Below are 18,917 nucleotides of genomic sequence, written 5' to 3' on the forward strand. Positions count from 1 at the left end.
AAATCGACCTTTTCGTGTCTTCACGAATATGCTATTCTCTTATTTAAGAATTATTCTCATTTTTGTTATGTTTAAAAGACGTTACTTACTTATTCTTTTAATTGCCCTTTCGTGCGTTTCACTTTTTCTTGGTGTCAGCACGGTGAATTTACAAGGCTTGCTGCATTTTGAGGGCAACCAATGGCAAATTTTTCTTATAAGTCGTGTGCCACGCTTAGTCAGCATTGTGATGGCAGGGGCGGCATTGAGTATTTGCGGTTTGGTAATGCAGCAGTTAAGCCGAAACCGTTTTGTGTCTCCCACTACGGCAGGCACGATGGATAGTGCCAGACTTGGGATTTTGATCGTAATGCTTTTTTTCCCTTCCGCTTCAATGTTATTGAAAACCGGTGTTGCCGTTATGGTGTCATTTCTCGGCACATTATTATTTATGTCGATCCTTTCCCGCTTAAAATTTAAAGATACTATTTTTGTGCCACTGGTGGGGATGATGTTTGGCAACATTATTAGTGCCATTACTGCGTTTATCGCCTATCAACAGGATTTATTGCAAAATCTTTCCGGCTGGTTGCAAGGGGATTTTTCGTTGGTGATGGCAGGACGATACGAATTACTTTATTTCAGCATTCCTATGTTGGCGATTGCCTATTTATTCGCTCATCGTTTTTCCATTGTTGGAATGGGGAAGGATTTTGCCGTTAATTTAGGCTTAAATTATCACCAAGTATTGTATCTCGGCTTACTGATTGTGGCGGCGGTTTCTTCCATTGTGATCATTTCCGTTGGTGTGATTCCGTTTCTGGGATTGATTATTCCGAATATTGTTACCCTTTATTTAGGGGATAATTTGAAAAAAGTGCTTTCGCATACCGCGTTACTTGGGGCGGTGTTTGTTTTATTTTGTGACATTTTAGGACGAAGTATCATTTACCCTTATGAAATTTCCATTAATGCGGTAGTGGGTGTGTTTGGCAGTGGTATTTTCTTATTTTTATTATTGAAACGGTATCAAAATGGCTAAGAAATTTCCTTATCCCTTGATCACACTTGCAATTTTAGCCCTTATTTCGACCGCACTTTATCTTGGTTATGGGTTGCCTTCCCGTTGGCAATATGCTTTGGAAAATCGCGCGCTTTCCCTTTTGGCAATGATGATCACCGGCGCAGCTATCGCCCTTGCCACGATGATCTTTCAAACCATAGTGAATAACCGAATTTTAACTCCAAGCATTCTAGGGCTGGATTCCCTTTATTTATTGCTCCAAACCACCATTATTTTCCTGTTTGGTTCAAGTACATTATTGTCGATTAATTCCATTGCTTTATTTGTGGTTTGTACCGGTTTAATGATGTTGTTCTCTTTGTTGCTTTATCATTTCTTGTTCAAAAAAGAATCGCAAAATATTTTCTTTTTATTACTTGTCGGCATTGTATTTGGCACTTTCTTTGGCAGTTTAACCACATTTATGGAAGTGCTGATTGACCCGAATGAATTTCAAATTGCACAAGATATTGGGTTTGCGAGTTTTAGCCGAATCAATACCCATATCCTGTGGATTGCCTTAGCCATTTTACTTGCCACCATTTTATTCAGCCTGCGTTATTGGCGATATTTTGATGTGTTGGCATTGGGGCGTGAAAATGCGATAAATCTTGGTGTAGATTATCAATCCATCACGAAAACCCTGTTAATTTTGGTGTCGATTTTAATCTCCGTTTCGACCGCTCTTGTGGGGCCTTTGACCTTTTTAGGACTGTTGGTGATGAATGTCACGTTTGAGTTTATTCGTGATTATCGCCATAAAGTTCTCATTCCCGCGGCAATGTTGATTGCAATGATTACCTTGGTATTCGGTCAATTCTTGGTGACACAGGTTTTCACTTTCCGCACCACGTTAAGCATTATTGTGAATTTTGTGGGGGGCGTGTATTTCATTTATCTCTTATTAAGAACGCACAAGAAATAAGGTTATAAATAAAGATGACCATAAAAATTAAAAATATCCATAAAAGTTATGGTGCTAAAAAAGTGGTGGATGATGTTTCTGTTGTCATTCCAAAGGGCAAAATTACTGCTTTTATCGGCCCAAATGGTGCCGGAAAAAGCACGGTATTATCCATTATTAGTCGATTACTTTCGGCGGATAGTGGCGAAGTTTATTTAAACGATGAATTGCTAACGCGTCAAAAAAGCAATGATATTGCCAAGCAATTGGCGATTTTGAAGCAGTCTAACCACATCAATTTACGCTTAACGATCGAAGATCTTGTGGCATTCGGGCGTTTTCCTTATTCCAAAGGAAACTTAACGAAAATTGACCGCACTTTTATTGATAAAGCAATCACGTATATGGATCTCGATGAAATTCGCCACCAATATCTCGATAATCTCAGTGGCGGACAGCGTCAGCGTGCCTATATTGCGATGACTTTGGCGCAGGATACGGATTATATTTTGTTGGACGAACCGCTGAATAATCTTGATATGAAACATTCCGTACAGATTATGCAGGTGTTGCGTAAGCTGGTGAATGAACTGAATAAAACCGTGGTGATGGTGATTCACGACATTAATTTTGCCTCTTGCTATTCAGATTACATCATTGCGATGAAAAACGGGCGTTTGGTGCAACAAGGAGAGGTCAATCACATTATGCAATCCTCGGTATTAAAAGAAATTTACGATATGGATATTCCGATTCAAGAAATTAACCGCCACAAAATTGCTGTTTATTTTAGACACAACTAGGAGTTTTCAATGAAAAAAACCTTTTCCACTTTAGCCCTTTCCGTTCTTACCTTAATTGGTGTGAATACGGTGAATGCCGCCGATATTACGGTTGAAAATTTTGCCGGAAAACAAACCGTGCCGCAAAATCCACAAAAAGTCGTGGTATTAGATTTTGGGGCGGCGGATACTATTCGGGCTTTGGGCGCGGCGGATAGCATTATTGGTTTTCCGCAGAGCGGTAAAATCCCTGCTTACCTTTCTGAATTTGCCGATAAAAAATTTGAAAATGTAGGGGATTTACGGGAACAATTCCTAGAAAAAATCAATGATCTTGCACCGGATTTGATTATCGCCTCAAAACGCCAAGAAAAAATGGTGGATAAATTTAAAGAAATTGCACCGGTATTCTTCATTGATAATGACTACAAAAACTATTACGACAGTTTTCAACAAAACGTTCTCGCTTTGGGACAGATTTTTGATAAAGAAGCGCTAGCCAAAGAAAAGCTGAAAGCGTTAGATAGCGTGGTAACCCAAGTGGCGAAAGCCACACAGCATAAAACCGCTTTATTGGTTTTGGTGAATGAAAGCAAAATTAGTGCCTTCGGTGATGGCTCGCGTTATGGGATGGTGTATCAAAAATATGGTTTCCAACAAGCTGATCCTTCTATTAAGTCTTCTACACACGGTCAAAGTGTCGGATTTGAGTATGTTTTAGAAAAAAATCCGGATTTCTTGTTAGTCGTAGATCGCACGGCGGCAATTACGGAAAAAGCGAATAACGCCCAAAAAGTGTTGGATAACGACATCATCAAACAAACCAAAGCCTATAAAAACGGACATATTGTTTATTTAGATGCGACAAATTGGTATCTCGCTTTTGGCGGATTGGAATCAATGGAAATCATTTCTAAAGAACTGAAAAATGCCGCTGAGAAATAATTTCGGATAGATAAAGCCCCTGTAAGAGGGGTTTTTATTTATCTGTAAAATAATGTTTACAGTATGTTGTAAACCGCTTATGATAACCCTCATTTTTAACGTGCTAATTTTTTATTTATGACCTTCAAATTCGATCCTCAACATCCTTTCGATTGTTTTGTTACCCGCAGTGAAACGATGAAAAGTGCGGTAGAAAATGCACAACGTTTTGCTATGTTTGATGTGCCATTACTGATTCAAGGCGAAACCGGTACTGGTAAGGATTTGTTGGCAAAGGCTTGCCATTATCAAAGTTTGCGCAAAGACAATAAATTTATTGCGGTGAACTGTGCCGGTTTACCCGATGAGGATGCGGAAAGTGAAATGTTTGGCAGAAAAGTGGGAAACAGTGAAACCATCGGTTTTTTTGAATATGCCAATGAAGGCACGGTGTTATTAGATGGCATTGCCGAATTATCGCTAAATCTTCAAGCAAAATTACTCCGTTTTTTAACGGACGGATCATTTCGCCGTGTGGGAGAAGAACAAGAACATTATGCCAATGTGCGGGTGATTTGTACCTCGCAAGTACCGTTAAACCAATTGGTTGAACAGGGCAAAGTGCGGGCAGATTTATTTCATCGCTTGAATGTGCTGACGATTAATATGCCGCCATTGCGTGATCGCACAGAGGATATTCAACCTTTAACGGAGGGCTTTTTACAGGAAATCGGTGAGAATTTAAAAATAAAAACGCCGATTTTTGATGAGGATTTTCTCACTTACCTACAACAATATGATTGGCAGGGCAATGTGCGTGAACTTTATAATACGCTATATCGGGCTTGTTCTTTGGCAAAAGATAACCGTTTAAGTATAGACAGTTTAAATTTGACATTGCCACAAAGTGCGGTCATTTCTATCAATGAATTTGAAAAACTCACGCTGGAGGAAATTATGGGGCAATATGAGACAAAAATTCTTCGTGCATTTTACGCCGAATTTCCCAGCACCAGAAAACTCGCCCAACGCCTCGGCGTATCACACACAGCGATCGCGAATAAATTGAAACAATATGGGATTGGGAAGTAGATCACAAACCTACTCTGGTTTGTATTGAAAACTGCTTACATAATTTCAGCCATTCCACTTTGTCGATTTGTATTTCTAACAAAAATTCCCCTTGTTCTGAAATTTGTTCATTACGCACCGAATCAAGTTGGTAAAGGGCGTGGCGAAGTTTCCCTTCATAAGGTTGCAGTGTCAAATTGAGAGAAAGTATCTCGTTTTTTAACCGCACTTTAATGGCTTTTGGAAGTAAATCCAGCCCTTCACCTGTTTGAGCGGAAAGATAGACGGCGATGGGGTTATTTTCATCATCGTATTCAATATGTGGTGCAACATTATCCGCTAAGTCGATTTTGTTATAAACCAATAAAGTGGGAACGTCATTCGCACCAATTTCTTCCAATACCAAATCAACGGCTGCTTGATTTTCTGCTTTTCTTGGATCTGCCACATCAATCACGTGCAAGAGTAAATTGGCTTCCACGGTTTCTTGCAAAGTTGATTTAAAGGCAGAGATAAGATCGTGGGGAAGTTGCCGTACAAAGCCTACGGTGTCTGCCAGAATGGTTGTGCCAATATCTTGAATTTGCAATCGGCGTAGGGTGGGATCAAGCGTTGCGAAAAGTTGATCTGCCACATAAACATTGGCTTGGGTGATGAAATTAAAAAGGGTTGATTTTCCCGCATTGGTGTAACCCACAAGAGAAATGGTGGGGATATCCGCTTTTTGTCGGGTTTGGCGATTTTGATTACGCTGTTTTTCCACTTTTGCCAAGCGATTTTGTAATTGCCCAATACGAACTTTTATCAGGCGACGATCTGTTTCTAATTGGGTTTCACCCGGGCCACGCAGCCCGACCGCGCCTTTTTGTTGATCAAGCCCTGTTTTACGGCGTACCAAGCGAGTGGATAAATGCTTTAGCTGTGCCAATTCCACCTGTAATTTTCCTTCGTGGGAGCGGGCGCGTTGGGCAAAAATATCTAAAATCACGCCTGTACGATCCACGACACGGCAATGACACAAACTGGCTAAATTTCGGCTTTGTGCCGGCGTGAGTTGATGGTTTACCAACACCACATCGGCGTTATGTGCTTTCACCATATCGGCAATTTCTTGTGCTTTCCCTTCTCCAACAAAATATTTCGCCTGTGGGGTAGAACGGCTGCTTGTAACCGTTTCTAAAACCTCTACATTGGCAGAGTCGGCAAGCAGAAGAAATTCTTGGAGATCCTCTAGGTTTTTATGTGGTGAAAAGAAAATATGTACAACAATCGCCGTATCACGTTGTGAATGGTTATTTTGATTGATTTTAGATGAGGAAAGTGCGGTTAAAATTTCACAAGAATTTTCAACCGCACTTTGGTTTTGTGGATGATCCATTATTTTGAAGGATTATTCGCTTTTCGTTTCTGCTTCTTCCGTCACTTCTGCTGCGTGAGCATTGTGATGTGTATTATGATGAGAAACGGAACGTGCCGGAACGACAGTAGAAATAGCGTGTTTATACACCATTTGATTAACGGTATTTCTCAATAAAATCACGAATTGATCGAATGATTCGATTTGACCTTGCAATTTAATTCCATTGACGAGATAAATTGATACGGGAATACGCTCGCGACGTAACGCATTCAAATAAGGATCTTGTAATGATTGTCCTTTGGCCATTTTGCTATCCTTTGGTTGTATGAAAAATTATGACAGAAACGACTTGTCTCTGCGTGCAAATATAGCAATAAACATCGGGCTTGTCTATTTGCTTTCCCGTAACTTTTTCAATACGGATTTCATTTTTTCATCCGGTTGTGCATTAAAACGAAGGGTTTCTCCCGTTTTGGGGTGTTCAAAACGAATGGAGAACGCGTGCAAAAACAAGCGATTTAAACCGAGTGAACGCATTTGTTCATCAAAATCCTTATCGCCGTATTTGTCATCTAAAGCAATAGGATGACCCGCATATTGGGTGTGTACACGAATTTGGTGGGTACGTCCCGTTACCGGTGAAGCCTTAATCAGTGTGGCATTGGGATAACGTTCTTCAATAGAAAAACGGGTTTCGGAAGGTTTTCCCTGATCGCTGACACGCACGATACGCTCACCGCTGGAAAGTTCATTTTTTAATAAAGGTGCTTGCACGACTTTGACGTGAGATTGCCATTGTCCCCGCACGAGGGCTAAGTAATCTTTTTGCACGGTTTTTAATCGTAATTGTTCGTGCAGGTTGCGTAACGCAGAACGTTTTTTGGCAATTAATAAAATGCCTGAAGTATCACGATCCAAACGATGGACTAATTCCAGAAAACGGGCTTCCGGGCGGAGCGCACGTAAGGCTTCAATCACGCCAAAATTTAAGCCGCTGCCGCCGTGAACGGCAATGCCGGAGGGTTTGTTTAGCACAATCAAACAATCGTCTTCAAATAAAATTTGGTTTTCAAGTGCTGCGACTTTATTTAATTTTTTAGAAATGGGGGCATCATTTTTTTCTGATACACGAACAGGGGGAATCCGCACAATATCACCGGATTGGAGTTTATATTCCGGTTTGATACGTCCTTTATTTACCCGTACTTCGCCCTTTCTGACAATGCGGTAAATCAAACTTTTTGGCACACCTTTTAGCTTTGCCAATAAATAATTATCAATGCGTTGCCCCGCTTCATCTTCACTAATCACCGTCATTTTTACTGCGGCATTAATGATTTTTTCTTTTTGTTCCGTCATTTTTTCACCTTTTGAAAGAGGCACGAATCATATCATAAAAGCCTTTGAGTGGTAACAATCGCCTTGCTAATTTATCGGTTTATATGGATAATAGAGCGTCTTTTTGTGCATAAATTTTTGCACGTTTAATTGACAAATTTTGTTGGTGAAAACTCAATGCGGCAATCGGCATAAGACATTGATAATCAACATTTTTTTCTTGAATTAAATCAGCCGCTTGCAATGCGTGCGGAATATCGCATTGTTTTATTGACAACGATTTATTGTTTCATAACGTTATCAATGCACCCAGCAACATACAATCGTGAGATTGACTGGCGCGAGAAACACGAGGTCGATAACGAAGCAAAGTGCGGTTTATTTTGAGGTTATTTTTTAATTTTAATCAGAGAATTCACAATGAAAAGAATGTTAATCAATGCAACTCAAAAAGAAGAGTTGCGCGTGGCGCTTGTTGATGGACAACGCCTTTTTGATTTGGATATTGAAAATCCGGGTCACGAACAAAAAAAAGCCAATATCTACAAAGGGAAAATTACCCGCGTTGAGCCGAGTTTAGAAGCGGCTTTTGTCGATTATGGGGCTGAACGTCACGGTTTTTTACCATTAAAAGAAATTGCACGTGAATATTTCCCGGCGGATTATGTGTTTCACGGTCGTCCAAATATCCGCGATATTTTAACCGAAGGACAAGAAGTGATTGTTCAAGTGAATAAAGAAGAGCGTGGTAATAAAGGAGCGGCGTTGACGACTTTTGTTTCTCTTGCCGGAAGTTATTTGGTGATTATGCCGAATAACCCGCGAGCCGGGGGCATTTCCCGCCGTATTGAAGGGGACGAACGCACCGAGTTAAAAGAAGCCTTAAGTTCTTTAGATGTGCCAGAAGGGGTAGGGCTTATCGTACGTACCGCCGGTGTCGGCAAATCGCCGGAAGAATTGCAATGGGATTTAAAAGTGTTACTGCACCACTGGGAAGCCATTAAACAGGCCTCTCAAAATCGTCCGGCACCTTTCCTTATTCATCAAGAAAGTGATGTGATTGTGCGTGCAATTCGTGATTATTTGCGCCGCGATATTGGTGAAATTTTAATAGACAGTCCAAAAATCTTTGAAAAAGCGAGAGAGCATATCAAGTTAGTTCGACCTGATTTCATCAATCGGGTGAAATTATACCAAGGCGAAGTACCGCTTTTCAGTCATTATCAAATCGAATCGCAAATTGAGTCGGCTTTCCAACGTGAAGTGCGTTTGCCCTCAGGTGGCTCAATTGTTATTGATGTAACAGAGGCTTTAACGGCGATTGATATTAACTCCGCACGCTCAACCCGTGGTGGTGATATTGAAGAAACCGCGTTAAACACCAACCTTGAAGCAGCAGATGAAATTGCCCGTCAATTACGTTTGCGTGACTTAGGTGGTTTGGTCGTGATTGATTTCATTGATATGACGCCGGTTCGTCACCAACGTGAGGTGGAAAATCGTATTCGCGATGCGGTACGTCAAGATCGCGCACGGATTCAAATTAGCCGCATTTCACGTTTCGGCTTGTTAGAAATGTCCCGTCAGCGTTTAAGTCCGTCTTTAGGTGAATCATCACATCATATTTGCCCGCGTTGTCAAGGTACGGGGAAAGTCCGTGATAATGAATCGCTTTCTTTATCAATCTTACGTTTGATTGAAGAAGAGGCTCTGAAAGAGAGCACCAAACAAGTCCATACCATTGTACCGGTGCAAATTGCGTCTTATTTACTTAATGAAAAACGTAAAGCTATCCGTAGCATTGAAAAACGCCATAATGTTGATGTGATCGTCGCACCAAACGAAGCAATGGAAACACCGCATTTTAGTGTGTTCCGTTTGCGTGACGGTGAAGAAGTGAACGAGTTAAGCTACAATTTGGCGAAAGTTCATTGTGTGCAAGAGGAATCGGCAGAAGAATCTTCCGCATTCTATCAAGTTGAAACCTCAAGTGAGAGCGAACAACCTGCCGTAGAAAGTGCTGCGGTATCCCTTTCTATTTCGGAAGCCGCGCCAACACCGGTAGAACGCAAATCAAGTGAACCTTCCTTATTGGCGAAAATTCTTGCGAAAATTAAAGGATTATTTGCTTCCGAACCTAAGGAAGAAGAAAAGAAAAAAAATAACCGCAATCAGCGTAATAATCGTAACCAACGCCGTTCACAGGAACGCCGTAATACTTCCCGCCGTGCCAGAGTGGAAAATACGAATGAAGTTGAGAAAGGCGAGGAGGAACAACCCCGCCCAATTCGTGAACGTAATCAACGTCGTTCTCGTCGAAATAATGTTGCGGATGAAGCTATGACGGAAAGTGCGGTCAATTTTGCGGCTGTTTCTGAAGTTCAAGAAGAAAAAGCAGAGCAAGTGACCCAACGTCGTCAACGCCGTGATTTGCGTAAGCGTGTACGCATTGATGAACAAGTGGAAGATTCCCGTAAAACAGAACCTGATTTGGTGGAAATTGAATCTATCCAAACACCGATTGTTTCAACGCCATCTGAGATGACGGAAGAAAAACAACCGCTTCGTCAAGAACGTCAACGTCGTACTCCACGTCATTTGCGTGCGGCGAATAATCAACGCCGTCGCCGTCAAGATGTCAAATCGCCAATGCCATTATTTGCCGCAGTGGTTTCACCGGAACTTGCAGGAGGTAAAGTTTGGGTGGATTATTCGCTCGTTAATACACCTAAAGAGAGCAATTTCTTATCGGTGGATGAATTGCTTGAGCAAGAGAAAACCAAAAAAGGGTTTATCACACCGGCGACCGGTATTGTAGTAGATAATAATCCGGCGGGCGTGAAACCGGTTTTAGATTTTATTGTTCAACCGGCAAATGAATCGGTACAGAAAAAAGTACAGGAATCATTAGAACGCCTCAATGCCGAAAAAGTGCAAGATGAGGTAGTTGTAGCCTCGCAACAAGCCGAAAATGTAACAAAGAGCGTAGAGGTTGCTGAATTTGTCCGTCGCTATGAGTTTAATGGTCGTTTAGGGACGATTTCTTCAGTCACGCATACAAAAGCTGAAATGACACTAGCAAAAGCCGATGAAGAAATAGCACAACCGTTCCCTATTGTAGAATGGCACGATTCACGCTATTACTTCTATGGCAAAGGTGCGGCAGGGCATCACAGTGCAATTAGCCACGTGTATTCCGAGCCTACCCGAGCAAAAGCAGAATAGAAAACGTTAACTATTTGTTCATTATTTGAGTGAGTAAAAATTGGTGCGACATTGCACCAATTTTTTTACGTTTAGTTGGACTAAAATTAATCACTTGATAAAAATATATTTTTTTATTCTTGACGATGTTTAGTAAAAAACGTATTATTCAACCCGCTCAAATCACGGAGGAATGGTCGAGTGGTTGAAGGCACCGGTCTTGAAAACCGGCGAGGGTTTACGCCCTCCGTGAGTTCGAATCTCACTTCCTCCGCCATCAATTGTCTAGAAGTCGTAAGTTTACCCTTGAAAATCAGTAACTTACGATTTTTTTGTTTTCTGTTATTTCCTATGTTATTTCATTTGTTGCTGTCAATTTTGATGTGTCTAAAAAGTTTTTTGACGTAAAATAGGCGTAACTTATATACTGCACAGATAATCGGCGCTTAACTTTGTTTCCGAAAGTCTGTAATCTCATTTTTTCCGTATTGTTCTACTTTAATATTCCTCACTACAATATCTAGTGTCGAAAGTAGTGCCGTCCATTCTCTACAATGTTAACATCTTTTATATAGATATTATTCTCAACAAGGTAGTGCCGTCATCGAACAATACGGTATAAACTGCTTAAATTCGCCTGCATCACAATTAATATCAATTATATATCTTACGTTCGTAGAGAATGAACGATGTTTTGCGTTCGCGAATATAAACAAATCTTTGACGAAGTTGCATAAGTTCCTATTAGGAATATTTACTAATACCTTTTGGTTCTGTTCCGGCGCCATTTTTGATCTTTCCGGTTCTTGTATCAATAGCTAATATCCCGTCTTATAACAAGCAGAGTAGATTAGGTGATATTGAGAGATTTGGCTTTTTCTAACTTAAATAGATTTCGGGATTGTTGGCAAGCCATTGTTGGATTTTGGCTTCAGTTTTTTTTTCGTTGTAGCCGATTTGAGGGAATAGGCTGAAGCGGTAGAACCATCCGAGGTAATCCAACCAAATTCGTTTTTCTTTTTTGAAATAACGGGCATATTCTTTATCGCCGTCTTCACTGCATAGATAGTCCAAAATAAAATCCCGTAATAGATAGTTTTGGTATTCGCACACCGGGCGGTAGGTGCCGATGGGGACTGCCACTTTCTTTTTGCTTGCTGGGTTTTCATGAGGAATATGTAAAATTAAGCTACCCATTGCTTCCCTGTGCATCCAAGATTTAAACATTTTCGCTTCTAAAAACCAACATAAGGCATCGGGGTTGTTTTTATATTCCGTTGGATATTGGGCGATATAAAATTTGCCCCAGTCCCAGAAATAAATCAAACGGCGTTTGCTATCAATGCGCAAGGGGCGCCAATTAGGTGAAATCAGTAAGCAAAACCAAAAAAGTGGGAAAAGAATGTAGAACCAACCGTAGTATATTCTATAGCCGTGCATTTCCAACATTTCTGATTTATATATATTGTATTCTCCTATGGGAACTGTTTTACCTAAGGCAGTATAGGTTTCTAATATTTCATTCCATTGTTTTGATAACGCCCAATCTACTGATATTGCCCATTGAATATCTGTAAACATTCCTTGTTGAAAATAAATATCATATAGTGTCATTGTGGTGACGACTAAAAACCATGGCCATGCCATATTGGCTTTCATGTGCCCTACATTGTAGCGGGCTATTTCAAGGACGCCATTGCCACATTGTTTGACATTGCGTGACACCATATCCGGTGTGTATTCTCTTTGTTTTGTCATTAATAATATTCTTCAAAAGTAATACTGCCCAAAATACTCGGCAAACATTTTATCCCCAAATGTGTTGGTTTTTTCACCAAGTTTAAGGGGGGGCGCATAGACGGTAAGCAAATTGTTATTCTTATCAGTGTTGAATGAATGGAATGTCGGTAATGTTTTTTCTTAACGCTTTTTCATTAAAAACATTTTAAAAAACAACCGCACTTTAACGTTGTTGCTGTATAACACCACGTTTTCTATTTAAAGTGCGGTCAAAATTCGACGTGTTTTTTTATTGCCCGTCGCCGTATTTTTCAAGCCAAGCCTGAATTTTGGCTTCGGTTTTCTTTTCGTTGTAGCCGATTTGAGGGAATAGGCTGAAGCGGTAGAACCATCCGAAGTAATCCAACCAAATACGTTTTTCTTTTTTGAAATAACGGGCATATTCTTTATCGCTGTCTTCACTGCATAGATAGTCTAAAATAAAATCCCGTAATAGATAGTTTTGGTATTCGCACACCGGGCGGTAGGTGCCGATGGGGACTGCCACTTTCTTTTTGCTTGCGAGGTTTTCATGAGGAATATGCAAAATTAAGCTACCCATTGCTTCCCTGTGCATCCAAGATTTAAACATTTTCGCTTCTAAAAACCAACATAAGGCATCGGGGTTGTTTTTATATTCCGTTGGATATTGGGCGATATAAAATTTCCCCCAATCCCAGAAATAAATCAAACGGCGTTTGCTATCAATGCGCAAGGGACGCCAATTCGGTGAAATCAGTAAACAAAACCAAAAAAGCGGAAAAAGAATATAAAACCAGCCCCAGTAAATTATATCCCCATGTATTTCTAACATTTCACTCTTGAAGGTTTCATATTCATTTACTGGGATATCTTTACCCTGAGCTAATAAACTTGATGTATAGAATTGCCAATTGTTTTTTAAGGCCCAATCAATGGATATAGCCCACTTTATAGGTCTTAATATTTCTTGTGTAGTAAAAAAATCATAACAAGTTATTCCAATTACGCATAGAAACCATGGCCATGCCATATTGGCTTTCATGTGCCCTACATTGTAGCGGGCAATTTCAAGTACACCATTGCCACATTGTTTGACATTGCGTGACACCATATCCGGTGTGTATTCTCTTTGTTTCATCATTAATAACATCCTTCAAAGGTAATACTGCCTTCAAAATACTCGGCAAACATTTTATCCCAAAATGTGTTGGCTTTTTCACCAAGTTTAGGGTAGTCCACATAGACGATAAGCAAATTGTTATTCTTATCAGCGTTGAATGAATGGAATGTCGGTAATGTTTTTTCTTAACGCTTTTTCATTAAAAACATTTTTAAAAACAACCGCACTTTAACGTTGTTGCTGTATAACACCGCGTTTTCTATTTAAAGTGCGGTCAAAATTCGACGTGTTTTTTTATTGCCCGTCGCCGTATTTTTCAAGCCAAGCCTGAATTTTGGCTTCGGTTTTCTTTTCGTTGTAGCCGATTTGAGGGAATAGGCTGAAGCGGTAGAACCATCCGAAGTAATCCAACCAAATACGTTTTTCTTTTTTGAAATAACGGGCATATTCTTTATCGCTGTCTTCACTGCATAGATAGTCTAAAATAAAATCCCGTAATAGATAGTTTTGGTATTCGCACACCGGGCGGTAGGTGCCGATGGGGACTGCCACTTTCTTTTTGCTTGCGGGGTTTTCATGAGGAATATGTAAAATTAAGCTACCCATTGCTTCCCTGTGCATCCAAGATTTAAACATTTTCGCTTCTAAAAACCAACATAAGGCATCGGGGTTGTTTTTATATTCCGTTGGATATTGGGCGATATAAAATTTGCCCCAATCCCAGAAATAAATCAAACGGCGTTTGCTATCAATGCGCAAGGGGCGCCAATTCGGTGAAATCAGTAAACAAAACCAAAAAAGCGGGAAAAGAATATAAAACCAGCCCCAGTAAAAGCTGTCTCCGTGCATTGCGATCATTTCAGCCTTGTAATCAGCATAATAGTTTTGTGGGATTTCTTTTCCTAATTCAGTCATTATAGCTATATGTCTAGTCCAACCATCTTCTAGAGCCCAGTCAACAGAAATAGCCCATTGAATATCACTAAACATTCCTTGTTGAAAATAAATATCATATAGTGTCATTGTGGTGACAACTAAAAACCATGGCCATGCCATATTGGCTTTCATGTGCCCTACATTGTAGCGGGCAATTTCAAGGACGCCATTACCACATTGTTTGACATTACGTGACACCATATCCGGTGTATATTCTCTTTGTTTTGTCATTAATAATATCCTTCAAAGGTAATACTGCCTTCAAAATACTCGGCAAACATTTTATCCCAAAATGTGTTGGTTTTTTCACCGAGTTTAGGGTAGTCCGTATAGACGATAAGCAAATTGTTATTCTTATCAGCTTTGAATGAGTGTCAGCAATGTTTTTTAACGCTAAAGTGCGGTCAAAATTCGACGTGTTTTTTTATTGCCCGTCGCCGTATTTTTCAAGCCAAGCCTGAATTTTGGCTTCAGTTTTTTTTTCGTTGTAGCCGATTTGGGGGAACAGGCTGAAGTGGTAGAACCATCCGAGGTAATCCAACCAAATACGTTTTTCTTTTTTGAAATAACGGGCATATTCTTTATCGCTGTCTTCACTGCATAGATAGTCCAAAATAAAATCCCGTAATAGGTAGTTTTGGTATTCGCACACCGGGCGGTAGGTGCCGATGGGGACCGCTACTTTCTTTTTGTTTGTTGGGTTTTCATGAGGAATATGTAAAATTAAGCTACCCATTGCTTCCCTGTGCATCCAAGATTTAAACATTTTTGCTTCTAAAAACCAACATAGGGCATCGGGGCTGTTTTTATATTCCGTCGGATATTGGGCGATATAAAATTTCCCCCAATCCCAGAAATAAATCAAACGGCGTTTGCTATCAATGCGCAAGGGGCGCCAATTCGGTGAAATCAGTAAACAAAACCAAAAAAGCGGGAAAAGAATATAAAACCAGCCCCAATATCTGCGATCTCCATGTTTATTGAGTAATTCTTGAGCGAATTGATCGAAACTCGTTCCCGCCAATGTATATCCTGGGTTCTGTATATTTTCATAAAAACCAAAAGTATCTTTTATTCTGGCCATCGGAGAGATAGCCCATTGAATATCATTAAACATTCCTTGTTGAAAATAAATGTCGTATAGTGTCATTGTGGTGATGACTAAAAACCATGGCCATGCCATATTGGCTTTCATGTGCCCTACATTATAGCGGGCAATTTCAAGGACGCCATTGCCACATTGTTTAACATTGCGTGACACCATATCCGGTGTATATTCTCTTTGTTTCATCATTAATAATATCCTTCAAAAGTAATACTGCCTTCAAAATACTCGGCAAACATTTTATCCCAAAATGTTTTGGTTTTTTCACCAAGTTTAGGGTAATCCACATAGACGGTAAGCACGTCTTTATTCTCGTCAGGGAGGGCGTTATTATCCGCCACTTTAATTTGTTTGTAGCGTTTGAAGGGGTTCTCCTCCGAAATATCCCAAAGTATTATTCCGCCTTCTTGTGTGCCTTTACCTTGTATTGTGAATTTAGGCGTGCTGCTATAAGGTGATAGATCAAATTGATTGTATTCCCATATTGATTTTTTATGTTCAATCTGCAATTTGAGTTGTATTTCCTGTACTGCCAGGTCATTTTCCCAAAATGCCGGTGAACGAATTTCGAGCAAGTTCCAATTTCCACGGGGAGTGATTTGAATTCCCCATGCCAAGTTGTAATAACCTTGCATTTCTTTATCAAAGAGTTTTTTTATTTCAATAAATTGTTGGTCGGTTTCGGAATAAGTCAATCTTTCTGCAGCAGAATTTTGCTCAAGAAGACTAAGTCGATCCTTATTCCAATATTGCGGCGAATTTCCCCAAAATCCGGTTCTCACCCAAGCTTCATAGGGATTATCACCAAACAATCGCACCACCAAACTTATTAATACTACGGCAAAACCAATTATGCCTAATGACGGTATAAAACCCGATATTAACGAGAAAGATGCCAATAACCCACAAATTTCCCCTGCAATTAAAATCATACCGGCGGCTTTTTGGGCTTTATCACCCGAGGCATTTCCACGTTTTACATCGCCATAGGCAATGACGATCGCTGCTACATTCGCTACTCTTCCTGCGGTCTCAAATGAAAAGACTTTTCGCATAATCCCCATTCCTGCCGCATTTTTAGGAACCGGAAGGTTTAATCCCAGCGTTGCTTTTTCAAATAATTTTTTCATACCGTCTTTTGCAATGGTATTTTCTTTACGTTCAAGCGCGGCGACTAAGGCGCAAAAATCAGCAATTAATTGTGTACCGGCATGGTCGGTTATATCCTTTTCACTTTGGTCTTCAAACCATTTGTTTAAATTTGAAAAGAGTGTAACTGATGCTAAAAATAAACCAATTCGTTGAGTTTGTGCATTTATTAATTTACTCGCTTTGGATTGCTCGGTTACATTGACTTTAAACCAGGTTGTTAGGCTTTCCTTTTTCTTCAGCTGCAACAGATGTCTTGGCATATCTATGTTGGTGATACTGCTTTTGCCCTGAATAAAATCTTGTAACTGTGTTCTAAGAATCTGTACGGCATTTTTCATTTTTGTCGGTGGCATTCGCTCTACACGTAACCCGAAAACTTGCATATAATGATTATACATTAAGGCGTTTGTGGCCGTTTTTTGCCAGAGATGTAATTGTCCCGCCGAGATTTCGCCAATTAAAATATCAAATCTTAATTTGTTAAATTCAGTGTATTTTGTTCCTTCTTGAAGTAACGAGTTAGACTTGTCAATGGCTGTCAAAATATTTGTCAATATATCTCCCCAGCTTTTTGGTGTCTGCTCCAAATTTGGGGGTAATTCGGTTGCGGAATTGAGTTTTATTGCTTGCAATTCGAGTAATTTAGCTTGTTCAGGCACACCTTTAGGTTTACTACAAATATTCGCCATTCCGGAAATATAAACACCCATGGCATAATTAATTACGCTGTTTAATTCGCTTTTTTGAGAAAAATAATTGCTCATGAGTTTATTGAGAACGAGAAGCTGCTCAAAAACTGTGTAATTGCCCGTTTGCCTTAATAACATAGCTTGTACATAGGCGAGATTTTTCATTTTGTTTTCATATTCTGTGGGACGATATTCTAGATATTTTTCCATTTCTACTTTTGTCTTGGGATCTATTGGATAGCCATTCCAAGATGTTTTGCGTAACAATCTCTCCATCGATTTAACCGCTCTTGCTGTTGTTATTGGATACAGTTCCTTAACCCGCTCATCGGCATCACGGGCAAATAGGAGGGTATGGTAAGCGGAAATATCTTTTATATTGCCAATCGGATCATATACTGCAACAACAATGGGTTCTCCATTTTTGCAGGCTTTAGGTATATTCAGTTTATGCCTTTCAGAATAACCAACTGCGGTTGCCCGACGTTTACTTTCAATATTATGGTCGTTTTCTGATTGGCTTAGATTGAAATCAGAAACCTTATTTTTCAAGGATTTTTCTGTCAGCAAAAAAGAAAAATTTGTTTCAAGCGTTTTCAGGGGGAGTCTTTGCATTATTTTCGCCCGTACGCTGGCATCTGCTTCAAGTTTTTCAAATAACTCTGGGGGCCAACGATACTCACTATATGCAAACTCAATGACTGCGGTTTGTGGATTAACATAAGGGTAAGGAAAGGATTTACGCTTTTGCGATTTTACCCAATTCCCTCGGGCATGACCGTCCACCCACTCATATTGAGTAAAACTATATTGTCCTTCTTGTTCTTGATTTAATTCAGGTGCATTGCTATCGCTTGACGATACCGTATATTTAAATATTAACCATTTACCTCCGGCATCCGTTGTTTTACCCACATGCTTTTGTGAGTAGATATAAAAATAACCTTGGCGTAAACGTCTTAATTCATAATTAGGATCATTCAATCCTGTTGGCATAGGCGGCGTTTTTCCTGATGTTGCTGCATTTTCTAATGCTTCGCCGGTTAAACTAAAACGCACCGGATAAATCGGACGTTCATTTGGCTGACATTGCGTTGGTTGTCCGAGTACATCGTCTTGAGTAAATGTTGAAGTTTTGTTTGGTATTGTCATCTTTTCTTAGCTTTTTTGCTCAATTTTGGCTTGTTCATAAACCGCATTGGCAATAACAATTGGAAAGTTATCACCAAATTCATCTTCTGCCTGTTTAATAAGTCGAATTAATTTTTCTTGATCATTTAAATAAATTTGGGCCTTTACTAAGTCAATAATGGCCTCAATGTGCTTAAATCCCAATTCAAGTGCTTTATGGAAGTATTTTTCAATATCCGGTGGTGATATGGCATTATTGCTAAATTCTTGTGGAATAAGCTCCTTTTGCAATTTATCCAGTAAGTGGCGTTTGTCATAATCTTCCAGAAACGCTTGAAAATCCTCATCAAAATTGACCGCACTTGGTTGCGTGTCTTGCGGTAATTCGGCAAGGGAGA

15 protein-coding genes, 1 tRNA gene and 1 pseudogene are annotated in these 18,917 nt (G+C 39.9%); 7 read left to right on the forward strand and 10 right to left on the reverse strand.

Annotated features, from left to right (window positions below):
• Positions 1–67: 67 nt before the first annotated feature.
• The 5 genes from BKL49_RS11090 (at position 68) to BKL49_RS11110 (ending at position 4,744) form a co-directional block, all read left to right on the forward strand.
• A complete protein-coding gene (locus tag BKL49_RS11090) occupies positions 68–1,021 on the forward strand; it encodes an ABC transporter permease (protein WP_077425439.1) in 954 nt (317 codons plus the stop codon).
• Positions 1,014–1,967 (forward strand): iron chelate uptake ABC transporter family permease subunit, encoded by a 954-nt coding sequence (locus tag BKL49_RS11095; RefSeq protein ID WP_077425441.1) that lies wholly within the window; start codon positions 1,014–1,016, stop codon positions 1,965–1,967. The genes BKL49_RS11090 and BKL49_RS11095 overlap by 8 nt, the downstream gene beginning before the upstream one ends.
• Positions 1,968–1,981: 14 nt before the next feature.
• Entirely contained in the window at positions 1,982–2,749 is a 768-nt protein-coding gene (locus BKL49_RS11100; protein WP_077425443.1) for an iron ABC transporter ATP-binding protein, read from the forward strand.
• 9 nt (positions 2,750–2,758) lie between these two features.
• The gene (locus BKL49_RS11105) at positions 2,759–3,673 is read left to right on the forward strand and encodes a siderophore ABC transporter substrate-binding protein (protein ID WP_077425445.1); all 915 of its coding nucleotides are present in this window, start codon (positions 2,759–2,761) and stop codon (positions 3,671–3,673) included.
• Between the two features lie 117 nt (positions 3,674–3,790).
• Positions 3,791–4,744, forward strand: a complete 954-nt coding sequence (locus tag BKL49_RS11110; protein WP_077425447.1) for a sigma 54-interacting transcriptional regulator — start codon at positions 3,791–3,793, stop codon at positions 4,742–4,744.
• A gap of 1 nt (position 4,745) precedes the next feature.
• Here the strand turns inward: BKL49_RS11110 and hflX are convergent, their stop codons facing one another.
• The 4 genes from hflX to BKL49_RS12380 all read right to left on the reverse strand — a co-directional run bounded on the left by hflX (position 4,746) and on the right by BKL49_RS12380 (position 7,698).
• Positions 4,746–6,101, reverse strand: a complete 1,356-nt coding sequence (hflX, locus tag BKL49_RS11115) for a ribosome rescue GTPase HflX (protein ID WP_077425449.1) — start codon at positions 6,099–6,101, stop codon at positions 4,746–4,748.
• Positions 6,102–6,113: 12 nt separating this feature from the next.
• The gene (gene hfq, locus BKL49_RS11120) at positions 6,114–6,389 is read right to left on the reverse strand and encodes an RNA chaperone Hfq (RefSeq protein WP_077425451.1); all 276 of its coding nucleotides are present in this window, start codon (positions 6,387–6,389) and stop codon (positions 6,114–6,116) included.
• An 84-nt stretch (positions 6,390–6,473) separates the two neighbouring features.
• Positions 6,474–7,442, reverse strand: coding sequence for a 23S rRNA pseudouridine(955/2504/2580) synthase RluC (gene rluC / locus BKL49_RS11125; RefSeq protein ID WP_077425453.1), 969 nt, complete (start codon positions 7,440–7,442; stop codon positions 6,474–6,476).
• 79 nt (positions 7,443–7,521) lie between these two features.
• Positions 7,522–7,698: a hypothetical protein gene (locus BKL49_RS12380; RefSeq protein ID WP_158074795.1), complete on the reverse strand. Its 177-nt coding sequence runs from the start codon at positions 7,696–7,698 to the stop codon at positions 7,522–7,524.
• Positions 7,699–7,841: 143 nt separating this feature from the next.
• On the opposite strand from BKL49_RS12380, the gene rne reads away from it, so the two are divergent.
• The gene (gene rne, locus BKL49_RS11130) at positions 7,842–10,646 is read left to right on the forward strand and encodes a ribonuclease E (protein WP_077425455.1); all 2,805 of its coding nucleotides are present in this window, start codon (positions 7,842–7,844) and stop codon (positions 10,644–10,646) included.
• A 166-nt stretch (positions 10,647–10,812) separates the two neighbouring features.
• A tRNA-Ser gene (locus BKL49_RS11135) sits at positions 10,813–10,902 on the forward strand.
• 602 nt (positions 10,903–11,504) lie between these two features.
• Here the strand turns inward: BKL49_RS11135 and BKL49_RS11140 are convergent.
• The 6 genes and pseudogenes from BKL49_RS11140 to BKL49_RS11165 all read right to left on the reverse strand — a co-directional run.
• Positions 11,505–12,383 carry a hypothetical protein gene (locus BKL49_RS11140; RefSeq protein ID WP_077425457.1) on the reverse strand — a complete coding sequence of 293 codons (879 nt, stop codon included), beginning with the start codon at positions 12,381–12,383 and terminating at the stop codon, positions 11,505–11,507.
• Positions 12,384–12,654: 271 nt separating this feature from the next.
• The gene (locus BKL49_RS11145) at positions 12,655–13,524 is read right to left on the reverse strand and encodes a hypothetical protein (RefSeq protein ID WP_077425471.1); all 870 of its coding nucleotides are present in this window, start codon (positions 13,522–13,524) and stop codon (positions 12,655–12,657) included.
• Positions 13,525–13,800: 276 nt separating this feature from the next.
• A complete protein-coding gene (locus BKL49_RS11150; protein ID WP_077425459.1) occupies positions 13,801–14,673 on the reverse strand; it encodes a hypothetical protein in 873 nt (290 codons plus the stop codon).
• Positions 14,674–14,866: 193 nt separating this feature from the next.
• Positions 14,867–15,733 (reverse strand): hypothetical protein, encoded by an 867-nt coding sequence (locus tag BKL49_RS11155; protein ID WP_077425473.1) that lies wholly within the window; start codon positions 15,731–15,733, stop codon positions 14,867–14,869.
• Between the two features lie 2 nt (positions 15,734–15,735).
• Positions 15,736–18,447: a T6SS effector BTH_I2691 family protein gene (locus BKL49_RS11160; protein ID WP_244151999.1), complete on the reverse strand. Its 2,712-nt coding sequence runs from the start codon at positions 18,445–18,447 to the stop codon at positions 15,736–15,738.
• Between the two features lie 99 nt (positions 18,448–18,546).
• Positions 18,547–18,917 (reverse strand): annotated as a pseudogene (locus BKL49_RS11165) (DUF4123 domain-containing protein); the annotation flags it as partial.

Source organism: Rodentibacter myodis (genome assembly GCF_001999305.1).
In the GTDB taxonomy this organism is placed as follows: domain Bacteria; phylum Pseudomonadota; class Gammaproteobacteria; order Enterobacterales; family Pasteurellaceae; genus Rodentibacter; species Rodentibacter myodis.